Genomic DNA, 23,311 nt, shown 5'->3' on the forward strand with positions numbered 1-23,311 from the left:
GGGCGCCGATCGAGGGGTGCGATCCATGAGTTACGAGAGCCTGCCGCAGTTCCTGGCGAAGATCGACCTCTTCGAAGGCCTGCCGAAGGAGACACTGTCCGAGCTGATCGAGCGTGGCACCACGCTGAAGGTTCCGGCCGGTAGCCATGTGGTCGAGCAGGGCGCCCACGACGCGGGCCTGCAGGTGGTGCTGGCGGGCTCGGCCGTCGTGTCGGTCAACGGCGTCGAGCGTGAGCCGCTGGAAGTCGGGGACTACTTCGGCGAGGTCTCGCTGATCGACGGCCTGCCGCGCTCCGCGACCGTGGTGGCCGGGCCGGACGGGCTGAGCACGTTCGCGCTGTCCGCGCTGGCCTTCGAGCCGGTCGTGCGGGCGAACCCGGACGTCGCCCAGTCGCTGCTCAAGGCCCTGACCGCCCGGATCCGCAGCCTCGAGTCCGGGAGCTGACCGATCCGGCTCGAGCCGCCCGGGGGCCCCATGACCGAGGAACGCAAGGTCGTCACGGTGCTGTTCTGCGACCTCGTCGGGTTCACCACCGCGTCCGAGGTCGCTGATCCCGAGGACGTCCGGCGCTGGCTGGCGCCGTACCACTCGGCCTTGCGGCAGACGGTCGAGCGGTACGGCGGGACCGTGGAGAAGTTCGCCGGGGACGCCATCCTGGCCGTCTTCGGCGCCCCGCGGTCCCGGGAGGACGACGCCGAACGGGCGGTCCGGGCCGGCCTGGCGATCCTCGAGGCGGTGCGGACGCTGCCGGACGGGCCGCTGGAGGTCCGGATCGGTGTCGAGACCGGCGAGGTGCTGGTTCAGCTGACCGCGCGCCCCGAGCTCGGCGAGCCGTTCGTCACCGGCATGGTCGTCAACCTCGCCGCCCGTCTGCAGTCCTCCGCGCCGATCGGCGCGATCGTGGTCGGTCGCGGCACCCACGAGGCGACGAGTCGCGTCTTCCGGTACGACGCGCTGGAACCCGTTGCGGCCAAGGGCATCAGCCGCCCGGTCGAACGCTGGCAGGCCGGCGCACCGCGAGCACGTTTCGGTACTGACATCATCCGCGACCTCAGTTCGCCGATGGTCGGCCGGACGCGCGATCTGACCTTGCTGACCACGGCGTTCGAGAAGGCCCTCGCGGAGCTGGTGCCGCAGTTCGTCACGCTGCTCGGCGAGCCGGGGATCGGCAAGTCCCGCCTGGTCGCGGAGTTCGGCGCCTGGCTGGATCAGCACGACGAACTCGTCACCTGGCGCGAGGGCCGATCGCTGCCGTACGGCGAGACGCCGTTCGGCCCGATCGCCGAGATCTTCAAGATCCAGGCCGGGATCCTGGACACCGACCCGCCGGCGCAGGCCGTCGCCAAGCTGGACGCGATCGTGCCCGACGGCGCGGACCGTGCCTGGCTGCGGGCGCGGGTCGGGCCGCTGGTCGGCGCCGACCAGTCCGCGAAGCCGGGGTCCGCGACCCAGGAGGAGTCGTTCGCGGCGTGGCGGCAACTGCTGGAGTCGTTCGCCGAGCAGTCGCCGGTGGTCCTGGTGTTCGAGGATCTGCACTGGGCGACGGACGCGATGCTCGCCTTCGTCGATCACCTGGCCGAATGGCTGACCGGCCTGCCGCTGGTGGTCGTCGTCACAGCCCGCCCCGAGCTGCTCGAACGCGGACCGCAGTGGACCCGTGGGATCCAGAACGCTCTCACCGTCGGCCTCTCGCCGCTCACCGCGGATGAGACCGAGCAGCTCCTGACCGGGATGTTCGCCGGCCAGGACGTCCCGGACGAGACGCGTCGTCAGCTGGTACGCCGAGCCGACGGCAACCCCTTGTACGCCGAGGAACTCGCCCGGGTGGTGACTGACTGCGGCCCGGAGCAGGCCGGCTCGGACGACCTGCCGGTGGGCATCGCGGCGCTGATCGCGGCTCGGCTGGACACGCTGGAGCCGGACCGCAAGGCCTTGCTCGCGGACGCCGCGGTGATCGGTCCGGTGTTCTGGGCCGAAGCCGTCGCGGCGCTGTCCGACCGTGATCCGGGCGAGGTGCTCCAGGCACTGCAAGAGCTGGCTCGCAAGGAGCTGGTGCGGCCGGTTCGGCGATCGTCGATGCTGGGCCAGCGCGAATACGCCTTCTGGCACGCACTGACCCGGGACGTCGCCTACAGCCAGGTGCCGCGCGCTGTCCGGTCGGCACGGCACCTCGCCGCCGCCGAGTGGCTCGAGCTGCGCTGTGCCGCCTGTCAGGCGGAAACCCCGAACCTGATCGCGTACCACTTGACCACCGCGCTCGACCTGGCCGCCGCGCGCGGCGACACCGACGCGGCGGCGCAGATCGCGCCGCGGGCACGCCGGTACCAGCTGATGGCCGCGGAACTGGCGATGAACCTAGACACCAACGAGGCGCTCGCCCTGCTCGACCGCGCGCTGGCCTTGAGCCCGGCCGGCGATCCCGAACGTCCCACGGTCCTGCTGCGCTGGGGCTGGGCGGCGTTCCAGGCGGGTCGCCTCGACGACGCCCAGGCCGCGTACGTCGAGGCGATCGCCGGATTCGAGGCGATCGGGGACACCCGCGGCGTCGCGCTCGCGTTGCGCGCCTCGACGTACTCGCTGAGCAGCATGGAGGAGAGCCTCGCCACGGTCGACCGGGCGGTCGGGATGCTCGAGGAGCTCGGGCCGAGCGAGGACCTGGTGTTGTTGCTGTCCGGCCAGGCGAGCATCCGGGTGGTCGCGAGCCGGTATCAGGATGCGATCGATTCGGCGAACCGTGCCCTGCGGATCGCGACCGAGCAGGGGTACGAGGTGCCGCACCGGGCCCTGGAGTCGCGGGGGCTCGCGCGGGTCGGACTGGGGGACACCGGTGGGCTCGTTGACGTGAAGGAGGCGCTGACCGCGCTGCTCGAGGGCGGTCGAGGGCGCGATGCGGCGGTGACGTGGCTGAACTACGGCTGGGTGCTGTGGCAGATCGAGGGACCGGTGGTTGCCTTGGGCGAGCTGGAAGCGGCTCGCGAATTCTCGGCCCGGCGCCGGCTGGCCGAGATGGAGGAGCAGATCGGCTGCACCGTCCTGCAGTTGATGATCGAGACCGGCCGGTCGGCCGAGGTGATCGCGGCGTGCCGGTCCCAGCTCGAGCACCCGTCACCGGCGTTCACCCTCCTGCGGCGCATCGAGGTCCTCGGCGCGCTGGCGGTGGCGGAGGCCGAGGCGGGTCTTCCGGGCGCTCGCGATCACGCCGAGGAGGCGTACCGGCTGGCGGTGGAGGCGGGTTGGCCGGACATGATCGCCGTCGCGGCCGCGCCCGCGGCGACGACGCGGGCCCACGACGGCGACCGGGACGGCGTCCTGGAGATCCTGCAGTTGCTCGCCTCGCTGGCCGATCTGCACGGCAGCATCGAGTTCGACGTCCGCCTGCCGTCCTTGGTGCGCGCGGCGCTCGCTGTCGGCCACGTCGAAGCCGCGGCTGTCCTCGCGGACTCCGTGGAGCCGGTGCTGCCGATGCGCGAGTACGCGGCGACGACGGCCCAGGCACTGCTCGCCGAACACCGCGGCGACACCGAGACCGCAGCCACCGCCTTCACCCGCGCCGCCGCAGACTGGGGCGCCTTCGGCAACAAACTCGAACAGGCTGAGGCGCTCCGCGGCCTGCGCCGCGTCAGTACTCCTTCTTGAACGGGCCTGAGGTGGTCAGGTCGAGGGCGCCGGGGCCCGTGAGGACGCCGCCTTCGACCGGGAGGGTGTGGCCGGTGATCCAGGAGGCGTCGTCGGAGGCGAGGAAGGCGACGGCGGCGGCGATGTCCTCGGGCTCGCCGACCCGGCCGAGCGGGTACATCGTGCCGAACTTCTCCAGGGTGCCCGGCTGGTTGTCCCAGTTCGGCGTCCGAATGGTGCCGGGGGCAACCACATTGAACCGGACGCCGAGGTTGCCGTACCGGGCGGCGTAGTTGACCGTCATCGCGACCTGCCCCGCCTTGGCGGCGGAGTACTCGAGGTTGCCGAAGGCGGCGAGCCCGTTCACCGAGCTGATCGTGACCACGTTGCCGCGGTTCTGCACCAGCTGGGGCAAAGCCGCCTGGATGCAGCGCGAGGCGCCGACCAGCGTGAGGTCGAGCTGTGCGTGCCACTCCTCGTCGGTGGCGTCCTCGGGCACCGACCGCACGATGCACCCGCCGGCGTTGTTCACCACGACGTCCAGGCGGCCGAACCGCTCGACTGCGGCCGCGACGGCTGCGTCGACGTCGCCCCGGCTCGTCACGTCGGCCTTGAGCCCGATCGCGTTCGAGCCGATCTCCTTCGCGACCTCGGCGACCTTCTCCTCCTGGAGATCGGTCAGCACCACCGACGCGCCTTCGTCGGCGAGTCGCTGCGCGACTGCCGACCCGATGCCCTGCGCCGCCGCCGTGACCAGTGCGACCTTCCCTTCGAACCGCTGCACGCTACCCCTCCAGAACTCGGTCGACCTTCTCGTCCGCCACCCGGCGCTCCAGCTTGGCCGGGTCCAGGTTCCTGCAGAGCACGATCGAACCACCTCCGGCGATCACCCCGACCAGCAGTCCCAGTCCGTGGCGGTCCACCAGGCTCCGGGTGACCAGGATCCGGTCGCTGACCGGTTCCGCCGTACCGATCAGGTCTTCGTGGGTGAGGTCGTCGTACGCCGGTGAGGCCGCTGTCGGCGGGTCGAACGGGACGAAGACGTCGGGGTGGTTGTAGACCTCGGCTCCGTAGTCCTGGACGCCGTCCGGGAGCGGCTCGCGGAAGCGGCCGCCGAGCGGGAGCAGCGCCGAGGCGACGGTCTCGCGCTCGCCGCGGGGCGTGAAGTCCGGGCCGGTGATCGCGAGGGTGCCGGTGCCGCTGGTCAGCGCCGCGCCGACGGACCAGGTGGACAGCGCCCAGACAACGCCGAGCCAGTGCGGCGGCAGGCCGATCGCGACGGTCTCGCCGGCCTCCAGGTCGTACTCGTCGACGAGCAGGTTGGCGGTCTTCGCGACCCAGTTCGCGGTGGTGACCGCGCTGAGCTCGATCCGCTCGCCGGTGGTGTCGTCGTAGTAGGTGAGGAACGGGGCGCCGCCGTCCCGGCGGACCGCGGCCGCGAACAACTCGGGCAGAACTCGTGACATATGGCCCAGCCTACGGTCCGCGGATCGACGTACGTTGGCAGCATGGTGCTACAGCTCGCACTGCCCGAAGGCGGCGAATGGATCGTCATCCTGGTCATCGTCGTCCTCCTGTTCGGCGCGAAGAAACTCCCCGAACTGACCCGCAACGCGGCCCGGGCCATGAAGGAATTCGACAAAGCCCGCCACGGCGACGACGACGAAACCCAACCCCCAAAGGTCGAGGGGTCAGGTGGGCGTGATCTCCGCAGCGGCGGCTCGTAGGGCTGCTGCTAGTACGGCGGTGGATTCTGGGAGCTTCCCGGGGAGCCGGGCGAGGATTGTGCGTCTGAGCTCCTGGGGGCCGCCTCGGACGGTGACGACTCGGACGCCTGGTGGTACCGCGGACGCCATGGATGCAGAGATCGTGGTGAGGCCCGCGCCGGCTGCGACCAGTTGGAGTTTGGCGAGCCAGTCGCGGACGGTGTGCGCGATCACCGGCCGCTCGTCCAGCCCCGGCCAGACGCCCATCAACAGCTCGTTGCTCGACGGCGGTCCGGCGATCCACCGCTGACCCCGCAGGTCGGCGACCTCGACCGAGTCGGACGCCGCGAGCGGATGCCCGGTCGGCACCGCCAGCCGCAGGCTCCGCTCCGCGAGCGTCTCCAGCTTCAACGCCGGCGACTCCGCGTCCGGCGGCCGGAACGGCGGAGCGGCCGCGATCACCGCGAGATCGATCGTCCCGGCGCGGAGCGCCCGGACCAGCGCGGGCGTGGACCCTTCCCGGGTCGTCACGGTGATCGCCGGGTGCGTACGGCGTACCGCACTGATTGCCCGCGGCAACAAGACCGCACCGGCGCTCGGGAACCAGCCCAGCCGCACGGTCCCGCCCGCGGCCGGGAGACCGGCGAGCTCGCGGGCAGTCGCGTCGATCTGGTCGAGGACAGCGGCGGCATTCCGGAGTACGACCTGTCCTGCGTCGGTGAGGGCGACGCCTTCGCGGCGGCGTTCGAGGAGCTGGTTGCCCGCGGCGCGTTCGAGCGTGGCGATCTGGCGGGAGACGGCCGACTGCGTGTAGCCGAGCGCAGCGGCCGCGGCCGTGAACGTACCGCGTTCGGCAACCTCCCGGAACACGCGCAGCGCGACCAGCGAGACGTCGGTGAAGTCCATGACATCTACGCATACCACGTGTGCCTAACTTTCGCTGGAGTCATACCCGCTGCGGACCTACGTTGGCCACATGAGAACCGCACTGATCACCGGTGCCAACCAAGGCATCGGATACGCACTGGTACAAGAACTCGCCAACCGGATGAACCCTGACGACCTGATCCTCCTCACCGGCAGAAACCCAGCCCGAGTAGCCGCCGCAGCCGCTCAGGTGAACGGAAAGGCGCGGGTCGAGGGTCGAGTGCTGGACGTAACGGACGGAGAGGCCGTACGGCGGTTGGCGGGGGAGCTGGGCGCGGTGGACATCGTCGTGTCCAACGCCGTGGGGCCGCTGGAGCCGGGGAAGGCTCCGGTGGAGCAGGTGGATGAGTTCGTGGATGTGGCGAACCTGGGTGCGCAGCACGTATTGCGGGCGTTCGGGCCGATCCTGCGGCCGGGTGGTCGGCTGATCGTGGTGGCCAGCTCGCTCGGAACGCTGGCGCAGTTGCCGCAGCAACTGTGGGATCGGTTCGACGGAGCCTCGCTGGAGGACGTTGAGAAGGTCGTGGAGGAGTGGCGTACGGCGGTCCACGACGGTACGGCGCAGGCGCAGGGCTGGCCGGAGTGGATCAACCTCCCGTCGAAGGTCGCGCAGGTCGCCGCGGTGCGCGCGGTCGCGGCCGAACGACGGGAACGGGACCTCGCCGAGAACACCCTGGTCGCGTCGGTCTGCCCTGGGCTCGTCGACACCCGCGCGTCCCGCCCGTGGTTCGAGGACTTCAGCCAGGCGAAGTCGCCGGCCGATGCCGTCGTACCGATCGCCGACCTGATCCTGGCCGGCACCGTCGATCCGGCCCGGTACGGCGAACTGGTCCGCGACGGCGAGGTGCTGACCTGGAAGCCGTCCACCCCTCGGTAAGACCCTCGTCCGGCTGTGCTGGTTAGGTTAACCTAAGTTTCTGTGAGGGGAACGACGATACGCGGTGAGATCAGGCGACTGACGCGATCCGGCGACTCCCGGCTGATCTGCCCGGTCCGGGTCGAATCGGTCGAACCGCTGACCTCACGGTTCAGCCGGGTGACCGTGCAGGGCGACGGCCTCGCCGCGTACCGCACGATCTGTCCGGCCGACGCGTTCAAGCTGGTCATCCCGCCGGACGGCGTCGGCAGCATCCGGATGCCGAAGGTGAGTCCGGCCGGCGCACCGGTCTGGCCGGAGGACCGCCCGACGCCGTTGACCCGCGGCTTCACGGTCCGCACCTTCGACCGGGCCACCCGTCGGCTCACCTTCGATGTCGCACTGCACGGCGCCGGTCCGGCGATCACCTGGCTGACGAACACCCGCCCGGGCGACACCGTCGTACTGCTCGGGATGCGTCGCGAGTTCCACGCCGGGGACGTCGACCATCATCTGCTGATCGGTGACTCCACCTCGTTGCCCGCGATCGCGAGCATCGTCGAGAGTCTCGACGTACCGTCAACCGTTTTCCTGCAGGCGGAGACGCCCGCCGAGCGGTCGCTGGTCAAGGGTGACGTGCAGTGGATCCACTCACCTCCCGTCACCGGCGCCGGCAGCGTCCTGGAGCAGGCGGTCCGGTCGTTCCGGCGACCGCCCGGGCGCCTGCAGGCGTGGTGCGCGGCCGAGGCCGGTGTCGTGCGTTCGATCCGTCCGTACCTCGTCGACGAGCTCGGTGTGAGTCGTGACGACCTGCACACGGTGGCGTACTGGATCGCGGGCGAGACGGCGGAGCGCGGTGACGCCGTCCGGATGCAGGCGTTCGCCAAGGCGGCCGAGGAAGGTCTCGACGCCACTGACCCCGCGGTGCTGCAGTCGCTGGAGTTCTCATAAGGTCGTCCCATGCTGATCCTGGCCGGCCTGGGCCTGATCCTGGTGCTGACCGTTGCCACCGGCTACTTCGTCTCCCAGGAGTTCTCGTACGTCGCTGTCGACCGGAGCCGCCTGCAGACGCTGGCCGCGGAGGGTGACGCCGCCGCCGCGCGAGCACTGAAGGTCACCGCCCGACTGTCGTTCGTGCTGTCCGGCGCCCAGGTCGGGATCACCATCACCGCACTGCTCGCCGGGTACTTCGCCGAGCCGTACCTCGGTGAAGGTCTGGAACGCGTGCTCGGCGCGGCCGACGTACCGGAGGCCGTGAGCAGGTCGGTCTCGGTGATCCTTGCGTTGCTGCTGGCAACGATCATCCAGATGGTGCTCGGCGAGCTGGCGCCGAAGAACCTGGCGATCGCCCGCGCCGAGGCGATCGCGCTGCGGCTGTCCCGGTCGACCCTGATCTACCTGGCGGTCGCGGGACCGCTGATCCACCTGTTCGACTCGGCGTCGAACCGGATCCTGCGCCGCGTCGGCATCGAGCCGGTCGAGGAACTTCCGCAGGGCGCGACCGCGCGAGAGCTCGACCGGATCATCGAGACGTCGTACGAGCAGGGCCTGCTGGACCAGGACACGATGCGGCTGCTGGACCGCGGCCTCGACTTCCGCGGCCGGACCGCGGGCGAGGCGATGGTGCCGCGGGTCGACGTGGTCACCGTGCACCGCGAGGAGCCGCTGACCCGCGTGGTCGAGCTGCAGGACACCGGACACAGCAGGTTCCCGGTGATCGGGGCCTCGGTCGACGAGGTGATTGGTGTGGTCGCGATCGGCGAGGTCGTCGAGCTCGAGCCGGCCGATCGCGCGACGATCGCCGTCGGATCGCTGGCGTCGCAACCGGTCGCCGTACCGACGACCCTGCCGCTGCCCGCGGTCCTCGAACGGCTCCGGGTCGCGCGCCGGCAGCTGGCGATCGTCGTCGACGAGTACGGCGGGTTCGCGGGCATCGTGTCGCTGGAGGACATCGCCGAGGAGCTGGTCGGCGAGATCCGCGACGAGGACGACCTGCCGGAGACCGGGCTGGTGCAGGGCGGCGACGGGTCGTGGGTGGTGCCTGCCCGGTGGCGCGTCGACGAGGTCGCCGAGGTGACCGGCGTACAACTGCCGGAGAGTGACGACTACGAGACGGTCTCCGGGCTGGTGATGGCGCGGCTGGGCCGGATCCCGGACGTCGGCGACTCGTTCGTCCTGGAGCTTCCGCACCGGATCGACCACGACGGGCGGCCGGTTCCGCCTGAGTACGTGCGGCTCACGGTGCAGACCATCGAACGCCGGGTGCCCGGCATCGTCGTGATGGAGCGGACGGCATGAGTACGACGCTCGCGCTCATCATCTCCGCCGTACTGCTGGCGCTGAACGGGTTCTTCGTGGCCGCCGAGTTCGCGCTGGTCGCGTCCAAGCGGCACCGGCTCGAGGAGGCAGCGGCGGCCGGCAGCCGTTCGGCCCGGGCCGCGATCGCCGGCGTCAGCGAGCTGTCGCTGATGCTCGCCGGCGCCCAGCTCGGGATCACGTTGTGCACGTTGGGCCTCGGCTCGCTGAGCGAACCGGCCGTCGCGCATCTGCTGCATCCGCTCTTCGAACTGGCGCACATCCCGGAAGGCATCGGGCATGTGATCGCGCTGATCATCGCGGTCGCCGGCATCGGCCTGCTGCACGTCCTGCTCGGCGAGATGGCGCCGAAATCCTGGGCGATCAGCGACCCCGAGCGAGCCGCGCTCGTGCTGGCGATGCCGTTCCGCGGCTTCACGTACGTAGTCCGCCCGCTGCTGAGCGTCCTCAACTGGATCGCGAACCTGTGCGTCCGGCTGGTCGGCGTGACACCGCAGAACGAGATCGCCAACGCGCACGGCCCGGACGAGCTGCGGCTGCTGATCGAGTCCTCGCGCGAACACGGGACCCTCGAACAACCCGAGCACGAACTGCTGACCGCGATGCTCGCGCTGCAGAACACCACCGTCGGCCAGGTGATGACGCCGATCGCCCAGCTGTCCACGGTCCAGGCGTCCGCGTCGGCCCGCGAGGTGGAGCTGACGAGCCGCCGCGAGGGGCATTCGCGGCTCGCGGTCGTCGGCCGGCGTACCGACGGGTCCACCGGGATCTGCGGCATCGTGCACGTCCGCGACGCGGCCCGCGTGACCACCGCGGGCGACACCACCAGCCGCGCGTCGGACCTGATGACAGCGGCCCTCGAACTCGGCGACAACACCCCGGTGGCGAAGGCGATCCGCACCATGCGCGACGAACGCGCCCAACTCGCGGTCGTCTGCGGCGGCAACACAGCGATCGGCGTCGTCGCGCTGGAGGACCTCCTGGAAGAGGTCATCGGCGAGTTCGACGACGAAACCGACCCCATCATCACCGCCGCCCGCCCCACCCCGCCCCGCTGACCCCGCACCCCGGCGTCTTTGAGCCCGCACCGACCGTCTTGGCGCGTTCAGAACGGTTGATGGGTGCCCAAAGTCGCCGGGTTACGGTTGGGTGGCGAGCGTCGAGGAGGGGTTGTGGCGGTTAGGCGGCTTGGGCTGGTGGTGCATCAGGGGCGTCCGGTGGCGGTTCAGACCGCGGAGACCGTGCGTCGGTGGGCAACCGATCACGGCATCGGGTGCACCGATATCGACGTGTGGACGGACCACGAACGGCGTACCGGGACCGCGGAGCTGCATCACGCCGGGGATCCGGATCTGGTGGTCACGCTCGGCGGTGACGGCACGTTCCTGCGCGGCGCGCGGATCGCGGCGAAGAACAACGCCGCCGTCCTCGGGGTCGATCTCGGAAAGGTCGGTTTTCTCACCGAGGTCGCGTGCAAGGACGTCGAAGAGGCGCTCGAAGCGGTCCATCACGGCGGGGCGACGTACGAGGAACGGATGACGCTGACGATGCGGGCGTCGCGGCCGTTGGAGATCCCGCAGGGCATCGAGTCCTTGCTGCGGTACGGGCACGGGCCGGCGTTGCCTCCGCCGCCGGTACGGCACGAGATGGCCGAGGGCGACGGCTGGGGGATGGCGCTCGACGTGACCGCGCTGAACGACGTCGTCGTGGAGAAGCTCGCGCGCGACCATCAGGTGGCGCTCGGCGTGTACCTGTCCGGCCGCCTGCTGGCGTCGTACTCCGCCGACGCGGTGATCGTCGCGACACCGACCGGGTCGACGGCGTACAGCTTCGCCGCCGGTGGACCGATCCTGTCGCCGAACACCGAAGCGATCGTGTTCACACCGGTCGCACCGCACATGACGTTCAACCGCACGGTGGTCGCGGCGCCCGACGAGCCGATCGCGCTGCGGGTGCTGCCGCACTCCGGACAGGCCGCGGTCAGTATCGACGGTCAGCTGCGCGGCGTACTCGATCCGGGGGACTGGATCGGGGTGTACGGGTCGCCGCAGCGGTTGCGGCTGGTACGACTGCGTCCGACCGACTTCTACGGACGGCTCCGTGACCGCTTCCGCCTCACGGACGCCCCCGCAACGGGCGTCGACGGACAGTCCGAACTGTTCTGGCAGCCCTCGGACACGCCCGTACCGCCGGACCTCAAGCACCTGAGGATTCCGCAGTCGCCTGGTGACGACCGGTAGGGTCTCTCCTCATGCGAAACGTGGTGATCCTGGCGGGTGGTTCAGGGACGCGGTTGTGGCCGATGTCCAGAGACGACAGGCCGAAGCAGGTGCTGCCGCTGGCGGCCGGGCAGTCGCTGCTGCGGGTGGCGTACAACCGGCTGCTGGGACTGGTCGCTCCGGAGAACATCTACGTATGCACCGTCGGTGCGATCACCGACGTGGTGCGCAAGGAATTGCCGGAGCTCGGCCCGCACAACATCATCGGTGAACCGGCCCGCCGGGACACCGCGAACGCCGTCGGTCTCGCGTCCGCCGTGGTGGCGCGCAACGACCCGGACGCGGTGGTCGCGTTCGTCGGGTCGGACCACCTGATCAGCCCCGAGGACGAGTTCCGGGCCGCGATCGAGCACGGATTCGAGGTCGTGGAGGCGCGTCCGCGGTCGCTGGTGACGTTCGGGATCGAGCCGACCCACCCGCACACCGGGCTCGGATACATCGAGCGCGGCGCGCCGATCGAGGGTACGTCGGCGTACGTCGTGGACCGCTTCCGCGAGAAGCCCGACCGGGCGACCGCCGAGGAATACCTGGCCACCGGGCGGTTCTGGTGGAACTCCGGGATGTTCGTGTGGCGGGCCTCGACGGTGCTGAACGTGCTCGACACGCTGCTGCCGGAGTCGGCGAGTCGTTTGCGTGAGGTCGCCGCGGTCTGGGACACCCCTTCGCGTGAGGCGACGCTCGCGGAGATCTACCCGAACCTGCGCAAGATCAGCGTCGACTACGCGGTCATGGAACCCGCGTCCCAAGGCAAGGTCGACGCGGACGTGGTCGTCGTACCCATGCCCGTGCACTGGCTGGACGTCGGCTCGTGGGCCGCGCTGGCCGACACGTACGACGCCGACCCGAACGGCAACCGCACCGACAGCGTCACCCTGAGCTGCCTACTCGACTCCCACGACAACATCATCGTCACCGACGACCCCAACCACCTCGTCGCCACCGTAGGCCTCCGCAGCCACATCATCGTCCACACCCAGGACGTCACCATGGTCTGCCCCCTCTCAGACGGCGAACGAGTCAAAGACCTGGTAGCCCAAGTCCAGTCAGACCACGCGAACTACATCTGAGTTCTGGGTTGTTCGAGGGCTGTGGTCAGCCCCACGCGCGCGGAGCAACCGCCCCGTCATCACGCGACCTCGCGCCCGAAGGGCTCATGCTCTTCGCGACGCAGCGGATGTGTCCGCCCCAGACCCGCTGTGGTGGGCGGGGTTGGCCACGAGTTGGCGCCGCTCTCCGCGAGGTTGTGACGGACATGACTCGTGCCGCGAAGGGCGCACGCTCCGCACGGCCGCTGGATCGGGGAAGTTCCTGGGGCGCGGAACGTCCCCGATCTCGTGTGGTGCGGCGGGCTTAGCGCAGGTCCTGGCCGAACAGGGCTGCGATTCGGGTCTGCAGGCCGATCAGCACGCGCGGCTGACGGTGCTGACGGTGGTTCGCGGGTGGGTTCGGCCGGCCGTGGGCGTGGCGCGCGGGGCCCTGGTGGCCGGGTGGCTGCTCGGCGTGGGCGGGGATCCCGGGAACGCTGTGAGTTGCCAGGTGCAGCAGATTCCGCAGTGGGTGCCGGTGGTTCATTTCGTCCTCCTGTGTCTGTGGTGACAGTCGTCCCTATCACCGATAGAGACGACTCTATCAGTGATAGAGTAACGGCGGGAGGTACGGAGTGACATTGGATCGTCAGCGCATCGTCGCCGAGGCGCTCGCTTTGCTGGATGACGAAGGTCTGGACGGCGTGACTTTGCGCAAGCTCGCCGTCCGGCTGGATGTGCGGCAGCCGAGCCTCTACTGGCATCTGCCCAACAAGGCAGCACTGGTCACCGCGATCGCCGAAGCGATCCTCGGACAGGAGTTCGGCGAGCTGGAGCCGCCAGCGCCGGGCGAGAGCTGGCAGGACTGGCTGACCGTGCTGGCCGAACGACTCCGCCGCGCACTCCTCGCGCACCCCGACGGCGCACGCGTGCTGTCGGCTTCTCAGCTCTCGGTGAAGATGGCCGACATCTCCGAACAGGCGATGAGCGCCCTGGTGGCACAGGGCATTCCGCTGCACCGCGCACGGGTGATCGTGCTGACCGTGGAACGCTTCACGGTCGGCCATGTCTTGGAGGAACAGGCTCCCCGCCCAGCGCCTGACGAACTGAAGGGCTTCGACATGGAGGCGTTCACCGAACAGCACCCGACCGTGATCGCCGGCATCACCGAGTACTTCCGCCCCGGCCGCACGGTCGACGACCTGTTCACCGAATGCCTCGCGGTAGTCATCGCAGGCGCCGCAGCTGTCACCAACTGACACGAGAACGCCCCCGAAGAGCAGCAGCTCCTCGGGGGCGTTCTCGTCTGTCAGCCGCCGTTGGGTTCCTGAGCGTCGGTGGCTGGGTATTTTTCCATGAATTGTTTGAGGGCCTCGCCGCTGACGGAGCCGCAGAACTGGCGGTGGCCGAAGGACTTCTGGGCCGAGTCGGGGCCGCTCCAGTGGGCGAAGGCGAGGTTCTTGCCGTCGGGCCAGCCCTTGCCTTCGTCCTGCTTGAAGGGAGCGGCGATGAACTTGTTCAGCGAGCTCTCGGGCAGCTGCGACTTGGAGATCTTCTCGATCTGGTCGATCTGGTCCTTCGGCAGCGAGTCCTTGTACCAGAGGATCGTGTAGCCGTGCTCGAGGTTGTGCACCAGGTTCTCCACCGCGGGACGGTCGTCCGTCGTGTAGAACTTCTTCTCGAACGGCGCCCAGTTCGCGTAGTGCGGGCCGGAGGACGGCGGCGAGACGGCGTACATGATCTTCTCGCCGTCGGGGCGGTGGTCCTGGGTACCGCCGCCCTCGTCGTTGGTGGGGGCGTCGCAGGAGGCCGCGGTCGACGCGACACCGAATTCGGTCAGGGCCTGGTCCTTGGTCCGGGAGTCCTGGATCAGCTTGATCGCCGGGTAGGCGATGATGGCCAGGCCGACCACGATGGAGCACACCACGATGAGGATCGTCCGGCGGCGGTCCGAGCGGGCCTGCTCGCGCTGCATCTTCTCGATCATCTCGCGGCGCGACTGTTTCTGCGACGACGCTTTACCCACAGTGTTGGTCTTCCCGGATCGGGGCGGCCACCGCGCCGCCATGCGAAGGCAGTGTACGAGGTGCCCCTGAGAAGTTGCCCAGAAAACTATCCGGACCGTGAGCCGAACGTGACCGTCGCCTCGCTGCCCGGCCCGGGACGCACCGCCACGCCGTACCCCTCGGCGTGCAGCAGGACGGCCAGCCGTTCCGCGACCAGGCCCACGGTCACCGGCTCGTCGCCGAATACCGTGACAGCGTTTTCCGCCGCTTCGAGCCGGACGCCGTCGACGTCGCCCAGCAGCCCCGACCACAGCGCCGGATCGGCCGCACGCGGCCCACTGGGCGGTTGACGATGGAGTACGGCGGCCCGCGCGGACTCCCGCGTCCCCAGGCTGAACATGTCGTGCTCGGCGTCCCGCACCAGCGCCCGCGCGCCCGGTCCGTGCTCACCGACCGGCAGGACGACGTCCTCCAGACCACGCAGTACGGCGACGGGTACGCCGTCCGCCTTGCCCTTCACCAGTTCGCTGGCGCCGGCGATCTCGTCGGCCAGCGCGGGCTCCGTCACCGCGAGGACGTTGCCGTGGCTGTCCGTCGTACCGCGCAGGTCCTCGACGACGCGGACGCCGGCGGCGCCGATGGCGAGGTCGGTCTGACCGTTGCGCCACGGGCGGCCGAGCGTGTCCGTGACGACGATGCCGACGTTCACGTCGTACCGCTCCTTCAAGGCGGTCCGCAGGTCACGGGCCGACGCGTCCGGGTCGACCGGGAGCAGCAGGACCGTGCCGGGCGCCGTGTTCGACGTGTCCGTCCCGGCGGCGGCCATCACCAGGCCGTGCCGGGTCTGCACGATCCGGGTCTCACCGCGCTGTGCGACGACCCGCACGAGCTCGGCGTCGACCGCTTCCTGGCGGGTGCCGTACGTCAGCCGGCCCTCCGCCTTGCTGACGATCTTCGACGTCACCGAGACGACGTCGCCGTCGCGCAGGTCGGCGCCTTCGGCGATCAGCGTGGCCAGGTCGTCGCCGGCCGCCACCTCGGGCAGCCCGGTCACCGGGAAGATCTCCAGGTGCTTCCTCATCGCCGTACGGCCTCCGCGAGGGTCAGTGCCGCGTCAGCCATCGCGGCGGTGGTGGTGTCGTCCGTCATCCACAACGGCACCGCCTGGACGTGAATTCCGGCGCCGGCGATCGAATCCGCCTGGATCGCGTCGGAAGAGTCGATCAGCCAGCCGTCCAGTACGCCGCCGGACGTGCGGGAACCGTAGTAGCGGGCCACGGCCGACGCGGTGGACGCGACACCGACGGTGGCGAGCACCTTGTCCGCCATTCCACGCACCGGACCGGTGCCGATGATCGGCGACAGCCCGATGACCGGGGCCTTGGTCTCCCGGACCGCGTCCCGGATCCCGGGGACGCCGAGGATCGTGCCGACCGAGACCACCGGGTTCGACGGCGGCACGATCAGTACGTCGCAGTCCGCGATCGCCTCGAGGACGCCGGGCGCGGGCTTGGCCTTCTCCTGGCCGACGGCAACGATCTGGTGGGCGGGGATCTTGGCCTGGTAACGGACCCAGTACTCCTGGAAATGAATGGCCTTGCGCCGCCCGGGCTGCTCCGGGTCGTCCACCACCACGTGGGTCTCGATCCGGTCGTCACTCATCGGTAGCAGCCGGACCGGCAGCTTCCAGCGCGTGGACAGGGCCTCGGTGACCGCACTGAGCGTGTAGCCGGCGTCCAGCATCTGGGTGCGCACGAGGTGCGTCGCCACGTCCCGGTCGCCGAGCCCGAACCAGGTGGGCTCCACGCCGTACGCCGCGAGCTCCTCCTTGATCACCCAGGTCTCGTCCTCGCGGCCCCACTTCCGCTCCTCCGAGATGCCACCGCCGAGCGTGTACATCACGGTGTCGAGGTCGGGACAGACCCGCAGCCCGAACAGGGTGATGTCGTCCGCGGTGTTCCCCACGACGGTGATCTCGGCGTCCGGACGGGCCTTCAGGAGCCCGAGCAGGAAGGTGGAGCCGCCGATGCCGCCGGCCAGCACTGTCAATCGCATGGGAAGAGTCTGCCCGAGTCGTCAATGCGTCGGACCACCGCACGACTATGCTGCGGAGGGTCATCACGTCCGCACAGCTCAGTTGTACGGCCCCCCAACATCCGAGGAGCCCTCGTGGTCACCGACGCAACCAAGAAGCTCAGAGAGCCGGTCGCGTACACCTTGCTCGCATTCGCCGGCCTGCTCGCACTGGCCTCGCTGTTCCAGTTGTTCGTCGGTGGGATCGGCTTCGTCGCCGCTTCCAGCGGCGTGCACTCCGTCATTGTCCCGCCGTCCGTCACCACGCTGGCGCTGCTTCCTGCGCTGGTCGGTGCGGTCTGGCTGGTCAACGAAGGTGAGCGGACGCCGAACGCACGCATTGTCGTGTTGGGCGCCCTCATCGTCACCGGCCTCTTCCTGCTGATCGGCCTGGTCGCCACGTTCGCGCAGTTCAACGGGAACGGCACGGCCGGCGAGAAGATCGTCGGTTTCATCTACTCCCTCGGTGGTCTCGCGCTGTACGGCGGTATCGGTCTGTACGCGCTGAAGACCTTCCAGGCGCTGCCGGCGCCGGTGCGTGCGCCGAAGCCGGGTCAGTTCCAGCAGGGTCAGCCGGGCCAGCAGTACGGCCAGCAGGCGCCGTACGGCCAGCAGCAGGGCTACGGCCAGCAGGGGTACGACCAGGGCCAGCAGGGTCAGTACGGCGGTCAGCAGGGCTACGACCAGGGCCAGCAGTACGGCGGTTACGCGGCCGCTGGTGCTGCGGGCGCCGCAGGTGGCTACGCCGCCGGCCAGGACCAGGGTCAGCAGTGGCCGCAGGAGCAGGGCTGGAACCAGGGCGAGCAGCAGCAGGCCTGGTCGGCTGGTGAGGCCGAGGCCCAGCAGGCCGGTCAGCACTCCGCGCAGCACGCCGGTGGCGCTGAGCAGGCATGGCCCGCCGAGGGCCAGACTGCCGAGCCGACGCAGCCGTGGGCCTCTGAGGGCCAGCAGCAGTGGGGCGGCCAGGACCAGGGCCAGCAGGCTCAGCAGTGGCCGCAGGAGCAGCAGTGGGGCGGCGCTGACGCCGGCCAGCAGCAGTGGGGTGGCCAGGAGTACGGCCAGCAGACCCCCGCCGCGCAGGAGTGGGGCCAGCAGGAGCACGGCGCTGCTGAGGGCACCCAGGAGCCGGCAGAGGCCCAGCAGGCTCAGCAGGCGTGGCAGCAGGAGCAGGCCTGGCAGGCCGAGGAGACCCCGGCCGCCGAGCAGCAGCCGGGCGCTGCCGACCCGGCACCGCAGGCCGAGGCCGCCGACGAGACCCGCATCGACCCGCGGGTCGATGCGGACAAGAACGACCAGAACCAGCAGGGTCAGGGCCAGCAGGGTTGGTGGTCGCAACCTTCCTGATCACTCAGTGATCCAGGACGGCAAGCCCTTGCCGAGCATCTAGGAAAATCCCGGCAGTACAAGGTTTGAGGTCGGGTACACAGCGCGAGAGGCCTGTATCTACAGGCCTCTCGTTCTTTTGCGGCCGTGTTGCGGATGATCCCAATAGCAGAGCACGGCTTGACTTTCGTGGATTGCAGGAATGTAATTTCAACCGTGTCGTTCGTTAGGACACTCGGTATCGGGGACCGTTGCAGAGCGCAGGACGGACGAGGTCAGGCATGTGGACCGCAAACCCACATGTACAGGGGAACGAACAGGGTCGAGGAGGTCGTACCGTGACAGAGCTGATGGCGATTGTCGACGGTGAGGCGATCGAGGAGGAGCCGAACTGGCAGGAAAGGGCGCTGTGCGCCCAGACCGATCCAGAGGCTTTCTTCCCGGAGAAGGGCGGTTCCACCCGCGAGGCCAAGAAGGTGTGCCTCGGTTGCGACGTCCGGGGCGAGTGCCTCGAGTACGCGCTGCAGAACGACGAGCGCTTCGGGATCTGGGGCGGCCTGTCGGAACGGGAACGCCGCAAGCTGAAGAAGAAGGCCGTCTGACCGTCGGTATCCAAGGCACCACACATCAGGACTTCCGCGAGGCCCCGGGCGAACGTCGCCCGGGGCCCGCGGCTTTCCTGACCAGGAGGCCGCGGCTTTCCTGACTCCTCGACGGCGGCTGTATGGTGAGTCCTCGCCGGGACCTGCGGTCACGGTGACCGTCCGCAAGCATCGAGGTGTCACAGCTCCGCATGGAACAAGAAGCCCCGGCCGGCTGGGAATTCTTCGACTCCGTCGATTTCCCGACCGATCACACCGGCGACCACATGCGTCGTCCGCGGGTCCGGCATGTCGTCACCGCGGTGGTGGTCGGGCATGAAGGCGCGGCCTGGCTGCCGCGACTGTCCGAGGCGTTGTGGGCGCTCAACCCGCGCCCGGACCGGCTGATCGCGGTCGACACCGGATCCACCGACGAAACCGCCGAACTGCTGGCCGGGATGCCCGGCGTCGAGCCGGTCGTCAGCGTCTCCGCGCGGACCGGTTTCGGGGTCGCGGTCGCCCGCGGCCTCGAGGCACACGGCTTCGCGCCGATCCCAAGTGCCGTCGGCCCGTACGGCGACGACGGCCACATGCCCGTGGTCGAGTGGCTGTGGCTGCTGCACGACGACTGCGCGCCGGCGCCGAAGGCCCTGGAGAAATTGTTGCTCCAGGCCACCATTGCGCCGAACACCGGTGTCTGGGGCCCGAAGCTGCGGCTCTGGCCGCGGGACCGGGAGCTGCTGGAGGTCGGCGTCACCACGTCACTCGGTGGCCGCCGCGACACCGGCATCGAGAACGGTGAGCTCGACCAGGGCCAGCACGACCAGCCGCGGAACGTGCTCGCGGTCAGCTCGGCCGGCATGCTGGTACGCCGCGACGTCTGGGAGACACTGCGCGGTTTCGACCCGCGGCTGCCGATGTTCCGCGACGACATCGACTTCGGCTGGCGCGCGAGCCGCGCCGGCTACCAGGTAGGCGTCGCGCCCGACGCGGTTGTCTACCACGCGCAGGCCGCGGCGACCGGCGAGCGAGCGCTGGCCGGCACCCGACGGCACGCGTACCAGCTCGACCGCGCTCACGCCTACTACACCGTTCTCGCGAACGCTCCCGGCAAGCTGCTGCCGTTGCTGATCCTGCGGTTCCTGTTCGGCACCGTGATGCGGTCGATCTGGTTCCTGCTCGGCAAGACGCCGTCCGGCGCCGTCGACGAGTGGACCGCGTTGCTCGGCACCCTTCTCGCGGGCGGCTGGACGCAAGCCCGCAAGAACCGCCGAAGTCTCGACCAGGTCCCGTACGACGACATCAAGGGACTGTTCTCCCGGTCTGTGCACGCACTGCGGCACAACCTGGAGGAGACGACCAGCACGATCTCCGAGCGGATCCGCGAAGCGTGGGCGGATGAGCCGGAGGAGCAGGTCGTCACCACTGCCCGCCGAGCCAAGTCCACCGCGCGCGTAGCGGTCGACCAGCCGAGGTGGCGGCGTCAGCTGATCCGGCGGCCGTTCCTGATCGCGTGGGTCGTGCTGGCCATCGGTGCACTGATCGCGGCACGGGATCTGCTCAGCGGCGGAGTGCTCCGGTCCAACTTGTTGCTGCCGGCGCAGGAGAACCTGGCGGCGTTGTGGCATGCGGCGGCGTCCGCCCCGCCGGGCGTGACCCCACCTGCCTGGCTGGCGCAGTTCTGGGCGTTCTCGACGGTCATGTTCAGTCCGACCGGTGCGACCAACGTGCTGCTGCTCGGCGCGGTCCCGCTGGCCGGTCTGGCCGCGTGGGCGTTGCTGCGCGCGTTCGTCGTCGACCGCGTGGCCCGGGCCTGGGGCGCATCGGCGTACGGGCTGGCTGTCTTCACGAACGGTGCGATCACGCAGGGTCGGATCGGGACGTGTGTGGCGGCGATCGTGCTGCCACTGCTCGGTGCGGCCGTGCACACCGTTGCTCGACGGCGGCGTGTGGTTGTTCAGGGCAGTTGGCGGGCCGCGTGGTTCGCGGGGATCTGTCTGGCGGTGCTGTTCGCGTTCACGCCGGCACTGGCTCTGCTGGTCAGCGTCATCCTGGTCCTCGGCGCAGTGCTGGGCCTCGGTTGGCGGCGGCAGGGGCGCCAGTTGGTGTTCTCGGTCGTGCTGGGCCTGCTGCTCGTGCTGCCGTGGACGCTGGACCTCGTGCAGCACCCGTCGAAGCTGGGCTGGGAGGCGGGCGGTCCGCCGACCGCTGCGATCGGTCCGGGCGACAGCCTGCCGCATCTGCTGACCGGTACGCCGGTCGGTGCGCCGGCGCCGTGGTGGTTCGCCGTACCGCTGATTCTGGTGGCTCTGGTCAGTCTGCTGCGTCAGTCGCGGCAGCGGTACGAGCTGCTCGGGTGGTTCGCCGCACTGGCCGGTCTGGCCGGGACACTGGTCGCCAGCCGGCTCGGCGGTGGCAGCGGGCCGATGATGTTCCTCATGACGGCCGGCTGGATCATCACCGTCGCGGTCGCTTGGGACTCGGTCGGCAAGTCCACCGAGATCATCGTCCAGGGCGTGCTCGGCATCGTCTTGCTGACGACCGTGGTGACGGCCGGGTTCTGGCTGGTGCGTGGGGTCGACGGTCCGTTGTGGCGTGGTCCCGCTCAGGACCTCCCGGCGTACCTGGTCGCTTCGCAGGACCCGCCGGACAACCAGTCGATCCTGGTGGTGCGGAAGGCGCCGGAAGGCCAGATGCGGTTCTCGCTGGTCAAGAACGGCGGGCCGCGGATGGGGGCGCTCGAGGCAGCTCCGACCGCGGCGCAGACCAAGCCGCTCACGGACGTCCTGTCGACACTGGGTGGTGGCGGCAGCGGTGAGGAAGGCCGCCAGTTGGCTGCTCTCGCGATCGACTACGTGTACCTGCCCGGTCCGGTGGACCCGACGCTGCAGTCGACGCTCGACTCGCTGCCGGGCCTGACCAGGGCCAGTGCGAACGACGGCGACGCCTCGTGGCTGGTCGACCGGTCGAAGATCAAGGGCGAGACGCCGCTGGTCGACCAGACCCACAACGTCTGGCGCATCCTCGGTCTGATCGGCTGGATCCTCGCGCTGATCTTCTGTCTGCCGACGGTGCGCCGCACCGTCGCCATACCGCAGGGCACCCACGCGAGGAGGGACCGGTGAGCCGGTTGCTGTCCGACCCGCGTCTCCGGATCGGAGCCGTCGTCGTCGCTATGGCCGCACTGGCCGGGATCGGTCTGGTCATCAAGCCCGAGAAGGCCGACACCCGTGCGCAGGCCGCTGTCACCGAGCCCGCTCGCACAGTGGTGAACCGTACGGCGCTCTCCTGCCCGGTGCTGTCTCCTGGCGGCAAGATGGCCAGCGTGGTGAACGGCGTGGCGCCGACACTGCCGGAAGGTACGCCGACGGCGCCGGGGACCGCTGAGCCGTTGACGATCGCTCCGCTGCCGACCACGTCGGACCCGGTCGGGTCGCTGCTGAAGCGCGGAACGATCGGTTCGAGTGCGGTGGTGGTCAAGCCGGAGCCGCTGTCCATCAAGGGCACCGGACCGCTGGCCGCGGGGACGGTCGGCACGAGTACGACGACCGCGCAGGAGGGCGTGAACCGCGGGATGGCCAGCGTGCCGTGCCAGGTGCCCGGGTCGGACTTCTGGTTCGTCGGAGCGTCCGGTGCGGTCGAGCGGCGCGATGTGCTGGTGCTGACCAACCTGGACAGCATCAACGCGGAAGTGAACGTCAGTGTGTACGCGCGGAACGGTGCGCAGGACCTGCCCGCGGCCCGGGGCATCGTGGTCCCGGCACTCGGCACCTTCGAGCTGTTCCTGAAGCAGGTCGCTCCGAATCTCCGCGATCTCGCCCTGCACGTGGAATCGACAGGTGGTCGGGTAGCGGCCGCCGTCCGGTCCAACGCGTCGAACGGCAGTCAGCCGGCCGGTGTGGACTGGCTGAACACCTCAGCGGCGCCCGCGACCAAGGTGTTCGTACCCGCGGTCGCTCCCGGCGCCGGTCTGCGGATCCTGTCCGTCGCGAACCCCACCGACCTGCAGGCGACCGCGAGCCTGACGGTGAACGGGCCGAACGGGCCGTTCAAGCCGGCCGGTCTGGAGACCGTGCAGATCGAGGCCGGCTCGGTGAAGACGTTCATGCTCGACTCGGTGCTGCACGGTGACGCCAGCGCGATCACCGTCACGTCGGATCAGCCGGTGACCGCGTCGGTGCGGTCCACGGACGCGAGCCGGACCGAGTTCTCGTCGATCGGGTCGGCGGAGGCGCTGACCGGACCGGCGTACCTGGTCATTCCGGCGCACCAGCAGCCGGCTGTGCTGCAGGTGACCGCGCCGGGAAAGACCGGCAGCGTGAAGTTCGAGCTGCGGGACGCGGCCGACCGGGTGCTGACCACGCGGGCGCTGGACATCGTAGGTGGCGCGACGACACCGATCTCGTTCCCGGCACAGCCGCGGCCGACGTACCTGATGGTTCAGCAGACCCGCGGGACGGTGGTCGCGGGTGTCACGCTGATGCCGGCGGCGAAGCCGGGCGATGACGACGTACCGCAGGTGGCCGCGTGGCCGTTGACGACGTCGCTGGTGTTCCGCGCGCAGCTGGGCGCCCAGCCGGACGTCAGCGCCGCGCTGCGGTAA

At 69.9% G+C, this 23,311-nt stretch carries 21 protein-coding genes; 14 read left to right on the plus strand and 7 right to left on the minus strand.

Annotated features, from left to right (window positions below):
- Nucleotides 1-25: 25 nt before the first annotated feature.
- Both E0H92_RS23405 and E0H92_RS23410 read left to right on the plus strand, forming a co-directional pair.
- On the plus strand, nt 26-445 hold the full coding sequence (locus E0H92_RS23405; RefSeq protein ID WP_131287556.1) for a cyclic nucleotide-binding domain-containing protein: 420 nt from the start codon (nt 26-28) through the stop codon (nt 443-445).
- A 30-nt stretch (nt 446-475) separates the two neighbouring features.
- Nucleotides 476-3,637: an AAA family ATPase gene (locus tag E0H92_RS23410; protein WP_131497727.1), complete on the plus strand. Its 3,162-nt coding sequence runs from the start codon at nt 476-478 to the stop codon at nt 3,635-3,637.
- On the opposite strand, the gene E0H92_RS23415 is transcribed toward E0H92_RS23410, so the two are convergent.
- Both E0H92_RS23415 and E0H92_RS23420 read right to left on the minus strand, forming a co-directional pair.
- Nucleotides 3,621-4,400: an SDR family NAD(P)-dependent oxidoreductase gene (locus tag E0H92_RS23415; RefSeq protein WP_131497728.1), complete on the minus strand. Its 780-nt coding sequence runs from the start codon at nt 4,398-4,400 to the stop codon at nt 3,621-3,623. The two genes, E0H92_RS23410 and E0H92_RS23415, sit on opposite strands and share 17 nt — an antisense overlap.
- Before the next feature lies 1 nt (nt 4,401).
- Nucleotides 4,402-5,082: a TIGR03089 family protein gene (locus tag E0H92_RS23420; RefSeq protein WP_131497729.1), complete on the minus strand. Its 681-nt coding sequence runs from the start codon at nt 5,080-5,082 to the stop codon at nt 4,402-4,404.
- A 42-nt stretch (nt 5,083-5,124) separates the two neighbouring features.
- Between E0H92_RS23420 and E0H92_RS23425 the strand changes: the two genes are divergently transcribed.
- The gene (locus E0H92_RS23425; protein WP_131460161.1) at nt 5,125-5,343 is read left to right on the plus strand and encodes a twin-arginine translocase TatA/TatE family subunit; all 219 of its coding nucleotides are present in this window, start codon (nt 5,125-5,127) and stop codon (nt 5,341-5,343) included.
- On the opposite strand, the gene E0H92_RS23430 is transcribed toward E0H92_RS23425, so the two are convergent.
- On the minus strand, nt 5,308-6,228 hold the full coding sequence (locus E0H92_RS23430; protein WP_131497730.1) for a LysR family transcriptional regulator: 921 nt from the start codon (nt 6,226-6,228) through the stop codon (nt 5,308-5,310). The two genes, E0H92_RS23425 and E0H92_RS23430, sit on opposite strands and share 36 nt — an antisense overlap.
- A 70-nt stretch (nt 6,229-6,298) precedes the next feature.
- Here E0H92_RS23430 and E0H92_RS23435 point away from each other — a divergent pair, with 70 nt between their 5' ends.
- The 6 genes from E0H92_RS23435 to E0H92_RS23460 all read left to right on the plus strand — a co-directional run bounded on the left by E0H92_RS23435 (nt 6,299) and on the right by E0H92_RS23460 (nt 12,767).
- Entirely contained in the window at nt 6,299-7,126 is an 828-nt protein-coding gene (locus E0H92_RS23435) for an SDR family NAD(P)-dependent oxidoreductase (RefSeq protein ID WP_131460159.1), read from the plus strand.
- A 42-nt stretch (nt 7,127-7,168) separates the two neighbouring features.
- On the plus strand, nt 7,169-8,056 hold the full coding sequence (locus E0H92_RS23440; RefSeq protein ID WP_131460158.1) for a siderophore-interacting protein: 888 nt from the start codon (nt 7,169-7,171) through the stop codon (nt 8,054-8,056).
- 9 nt (nt 8,057-8,065) lie between these two features.
- A complete protein-coding gene (locus E0H92_RS23445; RefSeq protein ID WP_131460157.1) occupies nt 8,066-9,403 on the plus strand; it encodes a hemolysin family protein in 1,338 nt (445 codons plus the stop codon).
- On the plus strand, nt 9,400-10,479 hold the full coding sequence (locus tag E0H92_RS23450; RefSeq protein WP_131497731.1) for a hemolysin family protein: 1,080 nt from the start codon (nt 9,400-9,402) through the stop codon (nt 10,477-10,479). The genes E0H92_RS23445 and E0H92_RS23450 overlap by 4 nt, the downstream gene beginning before the upstream one ends.
- Before the next feature lie 141 nt (nt 10,480-10,620).
- Nucleotides 10,621-11,661: an NAD(+)/NADH kinase gene (locus E0H92_RS23455; RefSeq protein WP_338068877.1), complete on the plus strand. Its 1,041-nt coding sequence runs from the start codon at nt 10,621-10,623 to the stop codon at nt 11,659-11,661.
- 11 nt (nt 11,662-11,672) lie between these two features.
- Nucleotides 11,673-12,767: a mannose-1-phosphate guanylyltransferase gene (locus E0H92_RS23460; protein WP_131497732.1), complete on the plus strand. Its 1,095-nt coding sequence runs from the start codon at nt 11,673-11,675 to the stop codon at nt 12,765-12,767.
- 283 nt (nt 12,768-13,050) lie between these two features.
- On the opposite strand, the gene E0H92_RS23465 is transcribed toward E0H92_RS23460, so the two are convergent.
- A complete protein-coding gene (locus E0H92_RS23465) occupies nt 13,051-13,272 on the minus strand; it encodes a hypothetical protein (RefSeq protein WP_131497733.1) in 222 nt (73 codons plus the stop codon).
- Nucleotides 13,273-13,360: 88 nt separating this feature from the next.
- On the opposite strand from E0H92_RS23465, the gene E0H92_RS23470 reads away from it, so the two are divergent.
- Nucleotides 13,361-13,984 carry a TetR/AcrR family transcriptional regulator C-terminal domain-containing protein gene (locus tag E0H92_RS23470; protein ID WP_131497734.1) on the plus strand — a complete coding sequence of 208 codons (624 nt, stop codon included), beginning with the start codon at nt 13,361-13,363 and terminating at the stop codon, nt 13,982-13,984.
- Nucleotides 13,985-14,034: 50 nt separating this feature from the next.
- On the opposite strand, the gene E0H92_RS23475 is transcribed toward E0H92_RS23470, so the two are convergent.
- Genes E0H92_RS23475 through cofD form a run of 3 tightly spaced genes read right to left on the minus strand, consistent with a single transcriptional unit; the run spans nt 14,035 to nt 16,786 of the window.
- Entirely contained in the window at nt 14,035-14,793 is a 759-nt protein-coding gene (locus tag E0H92_RS23475; RefSeq protein WP_238173557.1) for a DUF3105 domain-containing protein, read from the minus strand.
- A gap of 44 nt (nt 14,794-14,837) precedes the next feature.
- Nucleotides 14,838-15,812, minus strand: coding sequence for a coenzyme F420-0:L-glutamate ligase (locus E0H92_RS23480; RefSeq protein ID WP_131460151.1), 975 nt, complete (start codon nt 15,810-15,812; stop codon nt 14,838-14,840).
- Entirely contained in the window at nt 15,809-16,786 is a 978-nt protein-coding gene (gene cofD, locus E0H92_RS23485) for a 2-phospho-L-lactate transferase (protein WP_131460150.1), read from the minus strand. Before cofD ends, E0H92_RS23480 begins: the two co-directional genes overlap by 4 nt.
- A 114-nt stretch (nt 16,787-16,900) precedes the next feature.
- Here cofD and E0H92_RS23490 point away from each other — a divergent pair, with 114 nt between their 5' ends.
- The 4 genes from E0H92_RS23490 to E0H92_RS23505 all read left to right on the plus strand — a co-directional run bounded on the left by E0H92_RS23490 (nt 16,901) and on the right by E0H92_RS23505 (nt 23,311).
- Complete coding sequence (locus tag E0H92_RS23490; RefSeq protein ID WP_131497735.1) at nt 16,901-18,148, plus strand: hypothetical protein; 1,248 nt, start codon at nt 16,901-16,903, stop codon at nt 18,146-18,148.
- Nucleotides 18,149-18,477: 329 nt separating this feature from the next.
- Nucleotides 18,478-18,729 carry a WhiB family transcriptional regulator gene (locus E0H92_RS23495; protein WP_020389877.1) on the plus strand — a complete coding sequence of 84 codons (252 nt, stop codon included), beginning with the start codon at nt 18,478-18,480 and terminating at the stop codon, nt 18,727-18,729.
- A 191-nt stretch (nt 18,730-18,920) separates the two neighbouring features.
- Nucleotides 18,921-21,833, plus strand: coding sequence for a glycosyltransferase family 2 protein (locus tag E0H92_RS23500; protein ID WP_131497736.1), 2,913 nt, complete (start codon nt 18,921-18,923; stop codon nt 21,831-21,833).
- Nucleotides 21,830-23,311, plus strand: coding sequence for a DUF5719 family protein (locus tag E0H92_RS23505; protein WP_131460147.1), 1,482 nt, complete (start codon nt 21,830-21,832; stop codon nt 23,309-23,311). The genes E0H92_RS23500 and E0H92_RS23505 overlap by 4 nt, the downstream gene beginning before the upstream one ends.

This window comes from Kribbella speibonae (assembly GCF_004331375.1).
GTDB lineage: Bacteria > Actinomycetota > Actinomycetes > Propionibacteriales > Kribbellaceae > Kribbella > Kribbella sindirgiensis.